This is a genomic window from Pseudonocardia sp. ICBG601, assembly GCF_020496245.1.
Genome location: NZ_JAHLJA010000083.1, coordinates 36,105 through 52,505, shown reverse-complemented (window position 1 = coordinate 52,505; position 16,401 = coordinate 36,105). Strand labels below are relative to the sequence as shown.

Genomic DNA, 16,401 nt, shown 5'->3' with positions numbered 1-16,401 from the left:
TCCTCCAGGTCAGCAGGTCAGCAGGTCAGCAGGGGGCCGGGGAGCACGGGCTGGTGCGGTAGATGAGGTGCGGCTAGGACCTGCCGGTGTTGTTGTTGATCTCGTCGGTGATCGAGGTCGACGAATCCGCATCGGTCGAGCCGGCGCTGCCACCGGAGGTCGTGGACGATCCCTCGCCAGCGGCGAGGCCCCACTGCTTGACCCAGTCGACCTGCATCCGCCCCGGTTCGCCGTCGCCGCGCGGGAACCAGTCAAGCTGCAAACAGAGGTGCATCGGGCCGGGCGGCAAGATCGAAGTGTCGGTGGTCTTCCACCATTCGCGGCCGTCGACGAACGCGGTCACACCGTCGGGTGTCCACTCGACCGCGTAGTTGTGCCACTGCGTGGCGTCGATGGTCAGTTCGCCGTGGACCTGGGAGTTGTCCGCGCCGTAGTGCAGGAACAGTTCGATCTTGTCGCGGGCCGGGTCCATGATCTCCGCGAAGTCGATCTCCCCGCCGACCGGGAAGTTCTCCTCGGTCGGCCACAACAGGGCGAGGGCGTTGTAGGAGGGGGACCCGGTCGGGGCGCGCATCCGCACTTCCCAGCGGCCGTATTTCTGGGAGTGCGCGGTCCAGGCCAGGCCGGCGGTCGTGCCGTCCCCGGTCCCGTCGATCGTCAGAATGCCGTCAGCGACGGTCGCCGCGGCCGGGGAGCGGGTGCCGTTCCCGGCATGCCCGGGGCCGTCGTAGGCGTTCCACCCGGGCCCCAGCTGTGTGCCGGTGAAGTCGTCGACAACGTCCGGGGCACCCCAGCCGAACACCTCACCTGCGGTGTCGCCCTGGCCGGGCACGCCCGGCAGCGCAGAAGAACCGCCCTGCGCGTCCTGTCCGGTCTGTCCGGTCTGTGCTGGATGATCGGTGGATCCGCTTTCATGATCATCCGGGTGGTTCCCGGCCTGGTAGCAGGTGGCGGGGATGAAGCCGGGCTGGTCGGCGCCGACGCTGGTCAACGCCGACCGCCACGCCCGCGCCCGCTCGGAACGATCGCCGTCGAGTTCGGCCAGGACGTGCACCGCGGTGATACGCCAGCCGCATTCGACTCGTGCGTCCGCCGGGACAGGCGCGGCCGGAGCGAACGCGACCGCCAGCGACGTCACCGCTCCCACCACGGCGGTGACCAGCCCGGAACCGATCACCGCATACCGGCCTGACGGTCGGCGTGGTCGGTGCGGAAACCGTGCGAGGCCAGACCGTGGGTGCGGCTCTGGAAACCGTCGGCGACCACAGCGGCGAGTTCGAGGACCGCATCCCGCGTCGCGGGGGCCAGGGCGTCGAGATCGATGATGTCCCCGGTCGCCAGGTGCGGGTCGGCGGGCAGTTCGACCACCGCCCGCACCCTGGAGGCGAAGTAGTCGCGGATGACGGTGTCATCGACATAGCGGGACTGTCGATCACACGACAGGACGACGACGGCGTCACGGACCAGGTCCCGATACCGAAACCGGCCCGACGAGTCCTGGTGGGTGGCCAGCCACTGCAACGTCCGCGCCGCCCGCGACGCCCCGTCCTTCGTCGGCGCACCCACCACGACCAGGGAGTCGGCGTGGCGCAGCGTGCCCTGCATCGCCGAATGCACCAGGCCGGTGCCGCAGTCTGTGAGCAGCAGCTCGTGATAGATCGAGAGCAGCCGCAGGACACGCTCGTAGTCGCGCTCGGAGAACATCTCCGACAGCTCCGGGGCCTGCTCCGAGGTGAGCACGCGTAAGCGGCCGGCGAGGTGGGTGTAACCCGACAGCTGCGTAGAAGTACGGACCTGGTCCAGGTCGCGTAGCAGGTCACGCACCGTCCGCCGCCCCGCCTGGGCCTCTCCGACCAGGCGGTCACCCAAGGTCCCCGCGTCGGGATTGGCGTCGATCGCGATGACTCGGTCCCCGCGGTACTCGGCCATCGCCAGCCCGAGCACACCGGTACACGTCGTCTTCCCGACACCACCTTTGATGCTGCCGACCGCGACGGAGAACGGCCCGGACAGCGGTGTCGTGACCCGCCGCACCTGGTCCTTCAACCGCAGCTCGGCCTCGGACAGGCCCGGATTCCACCGACCAGCCGTGAGCGCGTAGACCGCAGCCCGCCAACCATGCGTCGGCGCCGCGAGCTTCGGACGCACCACATCAGCGAACGCACCACCATCGGAAAACCCGGGTGCTCCAGGTGCGGAGCCATCGCCGGACTCGGCGGTGTCGGTGCTCCAGAACGCCGCCGGCGGTGCCGCTGGTTCCGGCGGCTCGACAGCAGATCGAACAGTCTGCGGGTCCGCGGCGGGAGCCACCGGCGGTTCCGGGGACCCGCCCGTGCCCTCGGGAGCCGACACCGGCGGCTCGGCCGCGGGCGGCGTACCGGGAACCGCCCACGCCGCAGCATCCCCGGTCAGCCACGCCGGCGTCCCACCCGACTCCGCCGCCTCCGACGACGACACATGATTACCCGACATCAACGACCACCGCCTGTTTCGTTACCGGTGGGCCCGGTGAGCAGACCGGGATCGACGACCAGACGGCCGTCCTCCGCGGCGCGGGTGACCGGCACAGTCATCCGCACCCACCGCGGCTCGACCGCGGTCCACACCGCGGCCGACTCCGGCGGGGCGCACGAGCGGCCGATCGTCCCCGCCGGCTCCACCAGACCGCTGTGCTCAGCGGCGGACACAGCCGAGTCATCGGCCTCGGGCGCTGTTCCAGCACGGACGTACGGCGTGGCGCGGACGACGACCTCGACGAACACCACCGTGTCCGACCGCCGATACAACCGCCCCGGCAACGGGGAATCCGCACGCTGACGGCCCGCACCGGACCAGCCCCACGTACACGCCTGCACATCGGCCAGGACCTCGCGCAGGACCTCAGCGCGGCGCCACGGCACGTCCTCGTCGAACGACTGGAAATCGCAGGCGAAGCGGGCAGCGAACGCCGACGCCTCCACATCCGACACCGGCTCCACCGAACGCACCGCACGGGCGAACGACGGCTCCGCCGGGACACGGTCGAGAGGCCGCCGCCGCGGCGCCGCCGCTGGGAACGCTTCGTCGAACCTGACCTGCGGCGACGCTAACTCAACATGATCACCAGGATCGGGCGCAGCAGAGCAGTAGTGCCCGCCGGGCCCTCCACGCTGCGCTGCTGGACGGTCCGGTCGTGGGCGCCGCGAGGTAATGACGTGCACGGATGCGGTCCCAAGATCATCCCGAGGTTCTGCACTGTCGGACGCCGTGTCCCGGGAACCGAGTCCTGGCGCTACCAGCCACGGAGAGACGCACTCGGCGGGACCAGGACTGCTGCGTCGTGACATCAGACCGGCCGATCGCAGCCGGAGACAGACGGGAAGCCGAGTGCCGCACCGTCCATGCTTACACCGATCATCGCGCCTCCCTCGCATCTGAGCGCCCAAACTATAGACTGGGCGCTGCGGGTCCGCAATACTGCTAGATATATGGCAATGTACCTGGGGAAATCGCAAAGGCGACGGGCCGGCGTGGCCGCCTCGGTGGCGACGGGGACCGCATGCCCTGCTAGGGTCAGCAAACTATAGTTCGGATAGGTGGAGGCGGATGACGCGAAGAACGATCGCCGGGCGAAGTGGCCTACCCCTGCCGCAGTGCGCCTACGTGGAGTACGCGTGACGACACGATCAGTTGATGGAACCTTACTCGAAAGACTCAGCTTTCTGTCATCAACCGTGCTGAAGCTGGATCACGAGTCGCGCGGCCTGCGGAGCGACTCGGCGTGGCCGAGACCTGATGCGCGCCGGGTGCTGAGACAGGTGGCTTCGGACGGGAGGGTCGCGCTGTCCGCGGAGGAAGTCGTCCAGGTCGCTGTGGGGATCGGAATCCCCACGGGGTCCCTGACGGCCGATCCAGGGTCCTGGCTCCCGGTCGAAAGCTGCTTCCGGCGACTCGTAGCGCTACGAGAGCAGGACGAAAAATGGCGAGTCCCCATCTTGGGGGCTGACGAAGAAAAGTTCCCCGCATCTTCTTCGGGACCGGAGACCTACGACATGGATATAACATTTTGGGGCACTCCTCGGTGTTGTAGAGGTCTATGGGCCCGCCGAGGGCAGGATCAGATCGCACCTCGCCGACGCAGAGGTCTCCGGAGAAACCCCGCCGCCGTGACAGAGCCGTCAGTTGATGTGGAAGTTCTTGAGCGCTGCGCGAGCGTAATTTCCGATCTTAACGAATCCATCGGCCACTTTGACGGGTCGATCCGCGACTACCTGGAACGATTAGAAACCCACAGGGGGCGGCCCATAAAGATGCGAACCTTTTTATTTAGGGAACTCGGAGGAGGTGAGTGTGGAATATACATCCCGAGGCGAACCTATGACGAGATAGGATTCCCATTGGACGCTCCGCATGCTACGCATATCATCCTGCATGAAGTCGGACACATGGTGCTCGACCATGCCGCGGCGCGGAGGCCGGAAGATTCCCCTCTATTTCGAAGCATGGCCAGCATTACTCCTGAGGCGCTGACAGTTTATCTCGGGAGGAGCGTCTACGAGGACTGCGCGGAACGTGAAGCGGAGGCGTTCGCTACCTGCTTGTCCGCTGCAGCCGCCTCGCCCGAGCCGAAATCGGAGACAGAAGGTGCAGTGAGTGACACTGTAGCTCTTCGCATGAGAACGACTTTCGGCGGGTGAGGAGTGCAGCCGAAGAGCTGTCGACTGGAGTAGCTTTACTGCATTGCAAGCTTGACGAAGGAGACCTGTTGGGCACATCAGAAGGCCAGGAATCCCAGCTGAACCACAATCCTAGCGATTCATTTGCTGACCGCTTGAACTATCTGTTCGACCATCTTTATCCCGCTGGGCGAGGACCTTATTCAAATTCTGAAGTCGCAGCCGGAGTGCGACAAGCCGGATATAAAGCGACCAGTCAGTACGTGCGGGTACTCCGCCGCGGGCAACGCAAAAACCCCACCCTGGACTTCATAGGCGGTTTAGCTGAATTCTTTAGAATTCCAGCTGGGTACTTCTTCGACGGACCCGAAGCGGAAGACATTAAAAAGCAGATAGAAATCCTCGTAGCGGCACGAAGCGCGGACGTGAAGGAGATTTTCTTTCGGAGCACACAGATCGGGGAGCAGGATCGGGAGGTTGTCCTGCGCATCTTGCGAAGCTTCTCGGGAAACACAGATTGCGACTCGCAGGAAGGGGGTGGGTAGCGGCACTCAGGTGCTCCGCATCGAGCATTACAACCCATATATCCAACGCAGAAAGAGTTTAGCGGCGAGATGTCTCCTGCCGAAGTTGCCAACACTACGGTGTACTATCTGTTTCCCGTGGTCTGTTTCTGTGTCGCTACTATACGATGGCGACTTCACCGACGGAAGGTGGGTAGAACTACACCGCCAGAAGTACGGGCAATGTTGTTGTACATGGCGAGCTTGGGGCTCGCAGTGGCCGTCATGGCCCCACCCAGCAGGGACATTATAGATATTGTTTACCCCAACATTTCCCAGCTTCTGGGAAATGTTCTGGTTCTTGCGGCAGGGTTGAGCGTTACCGCTGTAGTGGCGTTTAGTCAGTTGGACTTGCTTTCAGCGCGGCGGCTCATTCTGCGCCGTGCCGCGGTCCTGTCGGTTGCTTCCGCTGGAATGGCAGCATGTTTCGCGGCAACGCATATCAGTGAGGCCGTTTTCCTGGTCCCCCGGCTACATCCATCGGTGATCGCTTATTACACGATATACAGTGTTGGGTTCGGGTGGGCGATAATCGGTCTTACTGTTCTTTTGTCCAAGCAGCTCCGCTTGGAGCCGGAAGCATGGCGTCGCGTCAGTCTGCATCTTCATCGCACCGTATGCGCTGTAGTACTGCTCTATCTGGCCGGGCGTTTGTGGAGCGTCGGCGCCTACTCTGTTGGGCTCCTCCCGAGGTGGGGGACAATCCATAAGGACTCGCTGGAACTCGTCATCAGCACGGTACTTCCGCTAGTCGCACTAGTCCTCGGCACTCTCGGTTGGCTCTCGCGGTTTTGGGCGCCCCAATTCGTCAAACTTATCGTCCGCAAACAAATTGACTATCGGCATCAGCGCCTCTACCGCCGACTCAGGCCACTCTGGGAGCTCATCGCCCAAGGTAACCTGAAGGACCTATACTTCGCCGAGCGTCACCAATCGTCTGTCAGCCCCACAACACGTTTGTGCGGGCGAGTCTTTGAAATCTGCGACATTGAACTCCGCGCTTCCCGTCATGTGACCGAAGCTGAGAAGGACGTCGCGGTGACCCGTGAAATCGTCGCCGGGCGCGGCCACCTAGGCGTGTCCGCTCTCAGCGACGCCTACGTGTTCGCGAGGGGAGTGGCCGCCGAGCAAGAACCAGGCAAGGAGAAGGAGAAGGAGAAGGAGAAGGAGACTCCCGAGGTTGATGCCATTCCGGAGATGGACATCGAAGCTCAGGCGCGACGGCTGTTGCGAGCCTATCATGCTCTTCGTGCGGCACCTGATTTATATCGAATGCTCACTTCACCTCCGACGGACTCGGACTTGAGCCCCACAGAAAATCAGACAACCAGCTAGGGTAGCGTTTTGCGCACTATGGCATCTCCTGATCGAGTATCCGGCCACACTCAAACGGTCATCGACCGGGCAGCCCGCGTGCTAACCGAGATTTTAGCCCCATCCGTGGTAGTCGCACTGCTGCCGCTGGCGCTCGCTTGGGTTGTTACGCGGGCGCTGCTCCCGACGCTAGGATGGGGACTGCTCATCGCGCTCACGAGTAGCATTCTGCCGATGGCGGTAATCGTCTGGGGGGCCCGCACCGGCCGATGGGACGGCCACCATGTCCGTAACCGACGAGGGCGGCTGATCCCCCTGCTCGCCACTATCGGATTCAGTGCCATCGGCCTGGGGCTACTTATCGTTCTCCGTGCGCCATGGCCGCTCATCGCCCTCGATCTCACATTGCTCGCCACACTGTTCGTCACCAGCGCGATCACTCTTGCATGGAAAGTATCGATCCACGCTGCTGTCTGCATGAGTGCGGTGGCGATCATGGCCTCATCAGGCGGTCCGGAATGGTGGGCGGCGGCGCTGTTAGTGGGTGCGGTTGCCTGGTCGCGCGTGCATCTTCATGACCACGCCACAGCGCAGGTAATCGTCGGTGCACTGATAGGGCTACTTGCCGGTGGAATGTTTACACTGTTAACTCTATAGAAACTCCAAGAAGAGATAGTGGCGTGCGATGTGCGGTCACCTTGGATAGGAAGAGATGAAATATGTCATCTGATCACAGGCAGGGCAACCGTGATTAACGCCGGAGCAGAAAGCGCCGCGCGGGCCCCGGACCTTCCGGATATCCCGTTGTTCGGTGGTGTCACGGTCGGGCAGGTGTTCGTGGCGGTCGCGGCGGTCGTGGTGCCCGCCACCGTGGTCGGGCATGTGCTGGTGTTGTGGGCGTGGGCCCGCGGCTGGGAACCGCACCGGCTGCGCAACCTCGCCCTGGTCATCGTGGCCGCTGCGGCGCTGGCCGGGCCGATCGTCGGCATGCTGCCCTGGTGGGGCCTGGAGCTGACGGCCTCGGCGGTGCGTCAGGCATGGGACGGCCACTACCTGCCCGCCGGGATCGACTCCGCCGCCGCGACCGCCCCTCTGGTGGCGATCACGTCCTGGGTGTGGTGGCACCTTTACACCAAGCGGATGCGGTCCGGTGTCGCCCAGGCCGCCGGGGAACGCCACGTCCGCCGCCAGCTACACATCCGCGCCGGTGCGGCGGCCCGCCGCGCCCGCCGCGAGCGCACCCCGCTGGCCAGCCACGGCCGTGACGGCACACCGTCGGTCGTCCTCGGCCCACGTTATGACACCGTCCGCGCCCAGCCGGACCTACTCACCGACACCCTGCGTCGACGCGCCGCGCCGTGGTTACAGGTCCCGATGCCCGCGATCGCCCTCCACACTGTCTGCCTGGCCGAGACCGGCGCCGGGAAGACCACGATGCTGGTGCGCTGCTCAGCCTGCTGGGCCGAAATCACCTGGACCGCCTACAACCAGCAACAGCACGGCGCTGCGGGATCACGGCCGTTGGTGATCTTCCTCGCGGCGAAAGGCGGCCCCGACGCCGACACCGACGCCCACGACTGGGCCGACGCGATGGAAGACCTCGGCCTGCACCCGGACCGGATCGGCGTGTTCCCGTTCGAGACGCGGCTGAACATGTGGCGCATGCCCGCCACCCAGCTGCGCGCCGCCCTGCACAAGCTCGCGAAAACCGATCACCGCTTCTACGACGTCCTGCAACGCGGCCTACTCCACCTGATCATCGACGCACCCACCGAGAAACCGCCCGCGTCGTCGGCGGAGTTCCTGCAACGCCTCGCCCCGGCCTGGCTCACGGCGGCGTGGGCGGGACATCCGGTCGAGGAACGCGCCATCGCCGCCCTGACCAAGACCACCGGCGCCGGAGCGGGCGCCTCATCGCTCGACAGCGACCTGTTGCTGTTCGCCGATTTGTTCCGCAGCATCGGCGGCGACTTCGACGCCGGACAACCCTTGTCGGACTTCGACGCCCTCTACGTCTCCGTCCCCGGCGCCACCGACCAGGTCGTCGCCGCCACCAAGACCGCCGTCCTCATCGAACTGCTCACCTACGAACTCGGTGTCGCTCACGACGGGCAACGCCGGCAGGTGTTGTTCGTCATCGACGAGTTCTCCGCGGTCTCCGGTGACACCGCCGGCGACGTCATCAACCTCGTCGAACGGCTGCGTTCCCTGGGCGGCTCGGTCATCGTGTCCGCCCAATCCTATGAAGGCCTCGCCGACACCGAAGACCAACGCCGCCGCCTGCTGGGCGCGATGGGCGGCGGCGCCCTACTCGGCCGCACCAGCAACGCCGAACAACTCGCCGAACGGTTCGGGACGCGGCTGGTCGACGAAGTCGGCTACCAACTCGACGGTGGCCGCACAACCGGTGTCGGCACCGTGCGCCGCCAGCACACCTACCTGCTCGACCCGAACCGGCTCCGACAACTCCCCCGCCACCACCTCGCCTACGCCACACCCGACCAGGTCGTCTACGGCGTCGTCGCCCCCCTCGCCGCCTCGCCCGCGATCGTCGGCTCGCCACGGCGCACCGCACCCACCAACGGCCCGGCACTGTCCCGGCGCCGACTCACCGCCGCCCAGGCCGCCGCGATCAACCGGCGGCTCCGCCGACCCGGCACCACGACCGGTAACGGCGCCCGGGCCACCGGCGGCGGAGATGGCCAGGCCCCGGACTGGACCGGGGACGACTGGACACACGACACCAGCAACGAGGACCCACGATGAGCCCGAGCCCGAGTGTCCATCCTGAACAGGCGCGGGCCGCCGCCGCGGCGCTGCTCGGTGTCCCCGCCGGCGCCTCACCTGAGCTGCTACGGACCGCGTGGCGGGCCGCCGCCCGCCATCACCACCCAGACCGGGGCGGCGACCCGGAACGGTTCATCGCCCTGACCAGCGCCTACGAACTACTCACCACACCACCAGCGCCACCGCGAGCAACTCCACACACGACGACACCGGCGGGGCCGGCGGGGCCGCGCGCGTCGGCGCCGGCCATCGGTGGGCTTCTGTTCCTACGGGCTTTCGGGCTGCTCGCTGCCGTCGGTGTCCTCACCGCTGGTGTCGCCCTGGTCGCCGCGCCGGTCGTGGCCGCGATGGTCGCGTTGCTGGGCGCGGTAGCGGCTGCCCACCATGTCTACCTGGCCGCCGCCCACGCTGAATCCCGCTCGCCGGTAAGCGGTCCCTGACTGTGGGGCGGGCGCCGTCCAGACCGCGCTTTGCTCCGACCGCGAAACAGGAACTCCGGCGCCCGCCACCAGCGACGATAGCCTCAACCGGTCGTCGTGTGTGTCCGACGAGGTCACCGGATGCCCGACGACGGACCGGCGCCGGTCGTGATCCGCTCCCCGCCCGGGGAACCCGCGGGCGCCGTAGCCGTAGCGGGGTGGAGCCGGGCGCGGCCCTGCCCGGTCGGGCTTCACCAGCCGGGACGGGCTGTCTTGCACACTCACCACGCCACGACCGAGGTCGAGCGCGGTCTGCGACCGCCACGCCCCGAACGCTTGATGAAGGTCGGCGGGGACGTCGATGCTGAGCCGGACGGTCGTGGGACGCCCGAAACCGGCACCGATCTGACGTACCTGGCCTGGTAGCTGCTGCTGGTTCATCCGGTCTGTTCGTGGTCGGGGCAGGTCGGGTCGGTGCATTCTCGCCAGCCGAGGAACTCCCCCGGGGCCAACCACGCCGGGGCCGCGGTGGCGGCATAGAGGCCTTCGACCTGGGCGATGCTCATGTCCAGGTCATAGCAGACCGTCGGATCGGCGGCGAGCCGCCCGAACGCGGTCTTCGCGATCCGGGCGGCGAAACCGATCGCGGTCTGCGGGGACCGAGCGATCACGACCGTCGCCAGGCCGACACCGAGACCGGTGACGAGGTCGGCTTTCGTCCCGACCAGCTTCCCGTTGTGCTCGCGTTGCTGGCGGCGCATCGCGGTCCGTAACGGCGCCGCGATCGCTGTCGCGACCTGCGGCGACACCTCAAGGAGTTGCATCACGCAATGAAAACTCTTCGCCACCAGCGCACCCCCCATAGGTCCAGGTCCAGGATAGTCCGATTCATGCCGCGCTAGTCGATCTTGCGGGTGCTGGTCTGGAGGCCGTCGGCGCCGACGACCCTGCTGGCGAGACGTTCGACCTCGGCGGCGGTGAACCGGTCAGGCAACGCGACCGGGAGAAGCCGGAAACCGTCACGGATCGTGTTCAGCGCGGTCGCCAGCCCGGCGACATGGTTACGGGCGACGACGTCGATCTCCACGCTGAGCAGGTCACGGTCATGGCCGTGACGAGCCGGATTCAGAATGACCGCAGCAACCGCACGGGACAGCACACCACGCCACAACAGCCCGATGAAGTGCTCACCCAGGACCTCCGCCGCCCCGGGAAGGTCCTTCCCCGGCAGATCGAAATCCTGACGACAGACGACCAACACCCTGCTCACGCCCACCGGCCTCATCGTCCTTACCGCGCCGACCGCCGCGGCCCCGGCTCCCAACACGGAACCTCGGTGATGTCCCGGATCGCCCACTTCAGCTGCGGCGCCAACGCCTCCGGGGACCGCGCCCGCGCCCGCCGCGCCCGGTCCCGCTCCACAAACTCCCCCGCAACATCCTGAACCTGCCCCAACACATTCGGCGCGCACCAATACATCACACCGACACACTCCAACTCCCGAGCACGGTCCACCACCGCCGACAACAAACCCGCCACCATATCCGCCTCCCCATTCTTCGGCGGCGACTCAAGATAGCGTGACCGCGTTTTCCGCGACAACTCCACCTCCACCAAAGCGCGGCGCCCATCCGGGAAAACCTCAACCCCATCCGGCATATGCGGCACCGGCACACCCCGCGGACGCCACCCCGTTAAATGCTGCAACGTCCGCTCCGACACCCACCGCCCCACATCCAAACCCACCCGATGAAACCGCACCGCCGCCACCGCACGAACATGCCCCGACACCGTCTGCCGCGGCCGCCACCCCGGCACATCCCACCCCAACAACTCCCGCACCAACGTCCGCGACGGCCACACCCACATCGCCCCCGCATCCACCTTCCCCGTACACACCCACCCCGCACGCTTCCAACGCCCCACCACCGCATGCGCCGCCTGCGCCGACACCCCCAACACACTCGACAACAAATCCAGAGGCAACCCATACTGATGCGCAGCAATCTCCAACAAACCCGTATCCCGCGCCGTCAACACCACCGAACCCGCATCCCGACGCCGCGCACGCACCCGCTCACCGACTTCACCCAACACCACAACCGCCCTTTCCTGCTACCCATCCGAAATATTCCGCCAACAACATCGCACACCACCGAGGCGTCAGCGAGGTGAACAACCCCACCCGCCGCAAAAGATCACCACCCAACCCGACCACCCCGATAAACCGAGGATTTGACTACGCCGATGCGCAGCGAGACGAACAACCCACCTACGAACAGATACACCCAACCCAACCCAACCACCACCATCCCCACAGTCTGTTGACTTTGACCTTGACCTTGCTTTTTTAAAGGCATTGAACTTCGTACTAGAACACTGGGGTCACTCCGTGACCCGGTCGGGCTGGGGGGCCGGGGCCCGACACCACCCCCGGCCGTCAGCGAAGCAGGCTGGGGGTGGTGTCGGGCCCCGGCCCCCCAGCCCGACACTCTAAACTAGCAGGCCGCACCCATAAAATGGCCTCATCCAGCAGCAGAAAACCCTCAACGCCGCTTCTCAGGAGCTTCCAGCCACTTCAAAGCCGTATCAAAGCCCATCAGCGACCAGACACACCCGCACCGCCGCCACGGCCGGGCCGCCTGCCAACCCGTCAACACTCCCGGAGGGCAGGCACCAAGAACGCCGAAAAACGACCATGCCCCGGCGCGAAACCAAACGCCGACCGTCAAGAAAAGACGCTGTTTCAGCACGAACACTGTTTCAGTACCGAGAAAAGACGCCGCCAATCCGCTTCCCGTCCTCACCCACCTTAGGGCAGGCCGCGGCCCGGATCGACTCGCCGACCGCCCGACCGATAGCACTTCATAACGAGCGCCACCGCGAAACCCGAATCACCGACAGAGCAAACAATCAACCCCCACAGGAAATGCGGCACCCAGCGCCGGACCGCAGCCCCTTCACCCGCCTCACCACTGCACGCAGAAACAACTCACCAATACCGCATCAAAACCCCGACACTGAACGGCAACTCCACACCATGATCCGCCAGCAACCGCTCCACATCAGCCCGTGCAAGCGACTCACCGTCCTTCAACGCGCACAACGCCATCTTCTCGACATCGGCCATGAACGCCCGGATGCGCGACACACCAGTCCTTGACTTTCCGCTGCGCGGCGGCCCGCTGCTTCTTCTTCGGTGGTGCCGACGTGTAGCCATACGCGCGATACGCATTCTGCGCCGACCTATAGCCGTAACCCTGCGCGTCATCGATAACCTCGCCAGTAGCGACATCGACAACGACATACCGCAAATCCCGGCCACGCGACAACGCGGTACCGATAACCACCTTCACGCCGCGACTAACGCCATTCTCGGGACTCCCCCGACCTCCCGCACACAACCCGGGCAGACCCGCCCAGGACAAATGTCGTCACCGCACACCTCACACTCGACGAGCGTCATCGACACTGCCCTCCAGGTCAACATCCCCATCGTTCAAACGGCAGTCCCCCGACGCCGGGTTCTCCTCGCGCCGAGAATGGTCGACAACCTGGTAACGACCCCGCACCACACGAATAATCCGGCCATAGCCGATCAACGCATCCAGCGCGTCATGCACGGCGGCTTTCGACGCGGTCGCCGCGTCGACCAGTGCCCCGGTCGTGGCCGTCCCGGCCGCGATGAGGGCGAGGACTTCGGCCTGGACCGGGGACAACACGGCCTCGGTGCCCACCGGATCAGTGCCGGTCTCGGTGGTGTCGGCGCCGGTAGCGGCGTGGGTGCGTGCTCCCCAGGGGGCTCGTCGGGTCGCCGGGCCGGTCGGGATGACGACACGAGCAACGCCACCGCTGTCGCTGTCGGCGAGGTGGTGGGTGCCGCCGAGCCCGCCGACCTGCCACCGCCCGTTCACGGGCGGGCCGAGCACCGCGGTGACCGCCGCAGCGTCGAGCGGATGCAACGCCGGCTGGGCGAAATAGCGGTCGAACGCGGTCGAAGTCGTCTCCGGCGGCGCCGCCTGCCCGGTACGGGCCAACTCGGCGGCATCAGCATCCGACGGCAGCCAATCCCACCGCACCGGCGCCGCCCGATGCGCATGCACCGCCATCCCCGGCTCCGGACGGTCAGTGATCTCCCCGTCGACGTCCGCGGCCAGCGGCAGCTCGTTCGGGTCGAACAACAAGCCCGGCACCAGATCCGAGGACGACTTCGAGTTCGTACGGAACGCGATCACCTGCGAAGCGAACGCCGACCGCGCATGATCCGAGCCCCACTCGGACATGCCCTGGGACTGGTTGAGCCCAACCAGCCAAATCCCCAGGGCCCGCACGGTGTTGACCGTCTCGGTCCAGGTCTTGGCGACCTTCACATCGTGGGCGACGAAGCTGTACTCATCGTGCAAGAACATCCACCCAGGCACCTCCCGGCTCGGCAAAACCAGATCAGCACGCAGCTCGGCGGCGATCCGAGCGCGGGCAGCGAGGATCGCGTGCACCAACCCGGGCAGAGCAAGCACGTTCTGTCGCCCGATCACCGCGACCCGCGCCCGCTCCGCCAACGCCGTCGAGGAATTACCTTTCGGATCGGCATACAGCAGGTTCAACACACCAGTCGACAGGGCGGCGGCGGTCAGCACGTTCGTCGCGCCGGACTTCCCACCTCCCGGCGAGCCGACGATCATCGTCGGGACCGTTCCCGACGACCGCCACATCGTCACATCCACCTCCCCCGACCCGTCCGTGGAACGGGCCACACCCCGGATGACACCCTCGTCGACCCGCGGCGTGGTGAAGTACCGGGTCTGCGCGGTCGGGTCGGTGTGGATCAGCGCCATCCGCCCGTACTGGGCGCCGTGGCCTTTCTTCGGCGGCTTGAACACCACCGACGTCGACGGCTCCCCCAGCCCCGAGGCCAGCAACGCCCGGTGCGCGATCAAGTCCTGGTAGGTGTGCCGGCCCCGACGCAGCACCACATCAAAGGTCACCGTGAACTCGCCATCGGCGCGGTTGGTCAGCCGGGACCCGGGCAGCTTCCCGTCCTTGCCGCCGTTGTTCTCCGCCCACGCCAAGCAATACGGATCCCGTTCCGGGTCCGGTGGCGCGGGCGCAGGCAGCACCGGCGCCGACAACGCCGCGACCCGCGGCCCGATCGGATGCGCCCGCCACCAGCGGGCCCCCACCGCGGTCGTCCCCACCACCGCGGCCGCGCCCAGCAACGGCGACGGCCCGGCGGCAGCCAGCTGGTAGGCCAGCGCCGACGCCCCGGCGGTCCCAGCCGCCAGGTCGGGCCACCACCGCCCGACCGCGCTGCGGTAGCGGGCCGCGACCACCGCCGCCGCACCCACCGGCACCACCGCCGCCGGGACAGCGAGCACCGCCGGACCCGCACCCGCTACTGCCGCTGCGGCGGCGCCGAGCCAGTGCCCGCCCATCCCAGCCGCACCACCGACCGCGGCCGGGACCCACGGCCACCGTCTGCGCCGGTTCCGATCCGCGACCAGGACTCGACGCGCGTTCTCCGCGCGGTCGTCACCACCAGCCGCGTCGTCGGCCGTGTCGACACCTGCCGGGACGACCGTGCTCGCCACCCGGGACCAGAACACCGCCGCCGCACCCGCACCCGGTGCTGGCGTCGTGTCCTCGACACCACCGTCGCGGCCGGTCTCCCGGGCCTGCGCCCGCGCCTCAGCCCGCTGCGCGGCGACCCGAGCAGCATGGGCGAACCGCGTCTTCCGCGTGATCGTCTGCGTGGGCTTCGTCGACCGGGCCATAACCGGCCTCCCTTCCCTTTTTTTCTGCTGGTCAGAACCGTGCTGATGGAGTCGCTGATGCGACCGGAGCGCCCGCCCACACCCGTGGTGTGGGGGCGCCGGTAAGGGAGTTGTCACCAGCCGCAAACGAGTCGATCATTGCTGGTCAGCGGGTTTATTTTCGGTGAGGTTGCGGTAGAGGGTGGCGCGGCTGACGCCGAACGCGGCTGCGATCTGGTCGGCGGTCTGGCCGGTGTCGAGGGCGGCCTGGGCCGCGGCGAGCTGGTTGGGGTCGAGTTTGCGGGGTCGGCCGGGCAGTTTGCCCGTGGCTGCGGTGGCCTCGCGGGCGTGGGCGGCGCGTTCGCGCATGAACACTCGTTCCATGTGTGCGAACAGCGCCAGTAGCGCGACGGCGAGTTCGGCCATCGGCGAGTCGTCGGTGGTGTCGATCGGGATCGGGTCCTTCAGGGTCTTGATCCCGATGCCCTGCTCGCGCAGCTCGTGCACGACGTTGAGGCATTCGCGCAGATTGCGGCCGAGTCGGTCGAGGTTGGTCGCGATGATCGTGTCGCCGGAGCGGGCGTAGCGGCGCAGCTCGGTGAAGCCGGGCCGGTCGATGGTGGCGCCGGTCTTCTTGTCGGTGTAGATCCGCTCGTCGGGTATGCCGTGGTGGCCCAGGGCGTCGAGCTGTCGTTCGAGGTCCTGGTGTGTGGTCGAGACGCGGGCGTAGCCCAGTTCCATCACGTCACCGTCCTGGCCTGGTCCCGGTCGGCATCCAGGGCGGCGGCGATCCGCGGGTCGGTAATGGCGGACTCGCCGGTCATGATCGTCTCGTTTCCTCCCGCAACTGTCTCATAAGTTTACCATGTGGCCGTGTTTCGAGGCGGTGTTTCGACGTTAGATTGTGAGACAG

At 66.7% G+C, this 16,401-nt stretch carries 14 protein-coding genes; 5 read left to right on the top strand and 9 right to left on the bottom strand.

Going from position 1 to position 16,401, the window contains the following annotated elements; all coding sequences use genetic code 11:
* Positions 1-73 precede the first annotated feature (73 nt).
* The 3 genes from KPL57_RS23100 to KPL57_RS23090 form a co-directional block, all read right to left on the bottom strand.
* Positions 74-1,177 (bottom strand): glycoside hydrolase family 16 protein, encoded by a 1,104-nt coding sequence (locus KPL57_RS23100; protein WP_226353154.1) that lies wholly within the window; start codon positions 1,175-1,177, stop codon positions 74-76.
* The gene (locus tag KPL57_RS23095; protein ID WP_226353153.1) at positions 1,174-2,148 is read right to left on the bottom strand and encodes a MinD/ParA family protein; all 975 of its coding nucleotides are present in this window, start codon (positions 2,146-2,148) and stop codon (positions 1,174-1,176) included. Before KPL57_RS23095 ends, KPL57_RS23100 begins: the two co-directional genes overlap by 4 nt.
* A 323-nt stretch (positions 2,149-2,471) precedes the next feature.
* A complete protein-coding gene (locus KPL57_RS23090) occupies positions 2,472-2,978 on the bottom strand; it encodes a hypothetical protein (protein ID WP_226353152.1) in 507 nt (168 codons plus the stop codon).
* A 1,832-nt stretch (positions 2,979-4,810) separates the two neighbouring features.
* Between KPL57_RS23090 and KPL57_RS23085 the strand changes: the two genes are divergently transcribed.
* The 5 genes from KPL57_RS23085 to KPL57_RS23065 all read left to right on the top strand — a co-directional run bounded on the left by KPL57_RS23085 (position 4,811) and on the right by KPL57_RS23065 (position 9,759).
* Positions 4,811-5,200 carry a hypothetical protein gene (locus KPL57_RS23085; protein ID WP_226353151.1) on the top strand — a complete coding sequence of 130 codons (390 nt, stop codon included), beginning with the start codon at positions 4,811-4,813 and terminating at the stop codon, positions 5,198-5,200.
* 243 nt (positions 5,201-5,443) lie between these two features.
* Positions 5,444-6,553, top strand: a complete 1,110-nt coding sequence (locus KPL57_RS23080; RefSeq protein WP_226353150.1) for a DUF6545 domain-containing protein — start codon at positions 5,444-5,446, stop codon at positions 6,551-6,553.
* 213 nt (positions 6,554-6,766) lie between these two features.
* Positions 6,767-7,189 carry a hypothetical protein gene (locus KPL57_RS23075; protein ID WP_308252977.1) on the top strand — a complete coding sequence of 141 codons (423 nt, stop codon included), beginning with the start codon at positions 6,767-6,769 and terminating at the stop codon, positions 7,187-7,189.
* 90 nt (positions 7,190-7,279) lie between these two features.
* On the top strand, positions 7,280-9,298 hold the full coding sequence (locus KPL57_RS70065; protein WP_226353148.1) for a TraM recognition domain-containing protein: 2,019 nt from the start codon (positions 7,280-7,282) through the stop codon (positions 9,296-9,298).
* Complete coding sequence (locus KPL57_RS23065) at positions 9,295-9,759, top strand: J domain-containing protein (RefSeq protein WP_226353147.1); 465 nt, start codon at positions 9,295-9,297, stop codon at positions 9,757-9,759. Before KPL57_RS70065 ends, KPL57_RS23065 begins: the two co-directional genes overlap by 4 nt.
* A 416-nt stretch (positions 9,760-10,175) precedes the next feature.
* Here KPL57_RS23065 and KPL57_RS23060 read toward each other — a convergent pair whose 3' ends face one another.
* The 6 genes from KPL57_RS23060 to KPL57_RS23035 all read right to left on the bottom strand — a co-directional run bounded on the left by KPL57_RS23060 (position 10,176) and on the right by KPL57_RS23035 (position 16,229).
* Complete coding sequence (locus KPL57_RS23060) at positions 10,176-10,562, bottom strand: hypothetical protein (protein WP_226353146.1); 387 nt, start codon at positions 10,560-10,562, stop codon at positions 10,176-10,178.
* Between the two features lie 74 nt (positions 10,563-10,636).
* Positions 10,637-11,014 carry a hypothetical protein gene (locus KPL57_RS23055; RefSeq protein WP_226353145.1) on the bottom strand — a complete coding sequence of 126 codons (378 nt, stop codon included), beginning with the start codon at positions 11,012-11,014 and terminating at the stop codon, positions 10,637-10,639.
* 1,716 nt (positions 11,015-12,730) lie between these two features.
* Entirely contained in the window at positions 12,731-12,889 is a 159-nt protein-coding gene (locus KPL57_RS23050; RefSeq protein WP_226353144.1) for a hypothetical protein, read from the bottom strand.
* A 201-nt stretch (positions 12,890-13,090) separates the two neighbouring features.
* A complete protein-coding gene (locus KPL57_RS72580; RefSeq protein WP_374203772.1) occupies positions 13,091-13,204 on the bottom strand; it encodes a hypothetical protein in 114 nt (37 codons plus the stop codon).
* Positions 13,185-15,326, bottom strand: coding sequence for a hypothetical protein (locus KPL57_RS23040; RefSeq protein WP_226353143.1), 2,142 nt, complete (start codon positions 15,324-15,326; stop codon positions 13,185-13,187). The genes KPL57_RS72580 and KPL57_RS23040 overlap by 20 nt, the downstream gene beginning before the upstream one ends.
* A 318-nt stretch (positions 15,327-15,644) precedes the next feature.
* Positions 15,645-16,229, bottom strand: a complete 585-nt coding sequence (locus KPL57_RS23035; protein ID WP_226351775.1) for a recombinase family protein — start codon at positions 16,227-16,229, stop codon at positions 15,645-15,647.
* Between the last annotated feature and the right edge of the window lie 172 nt (positions 16,230-16,401).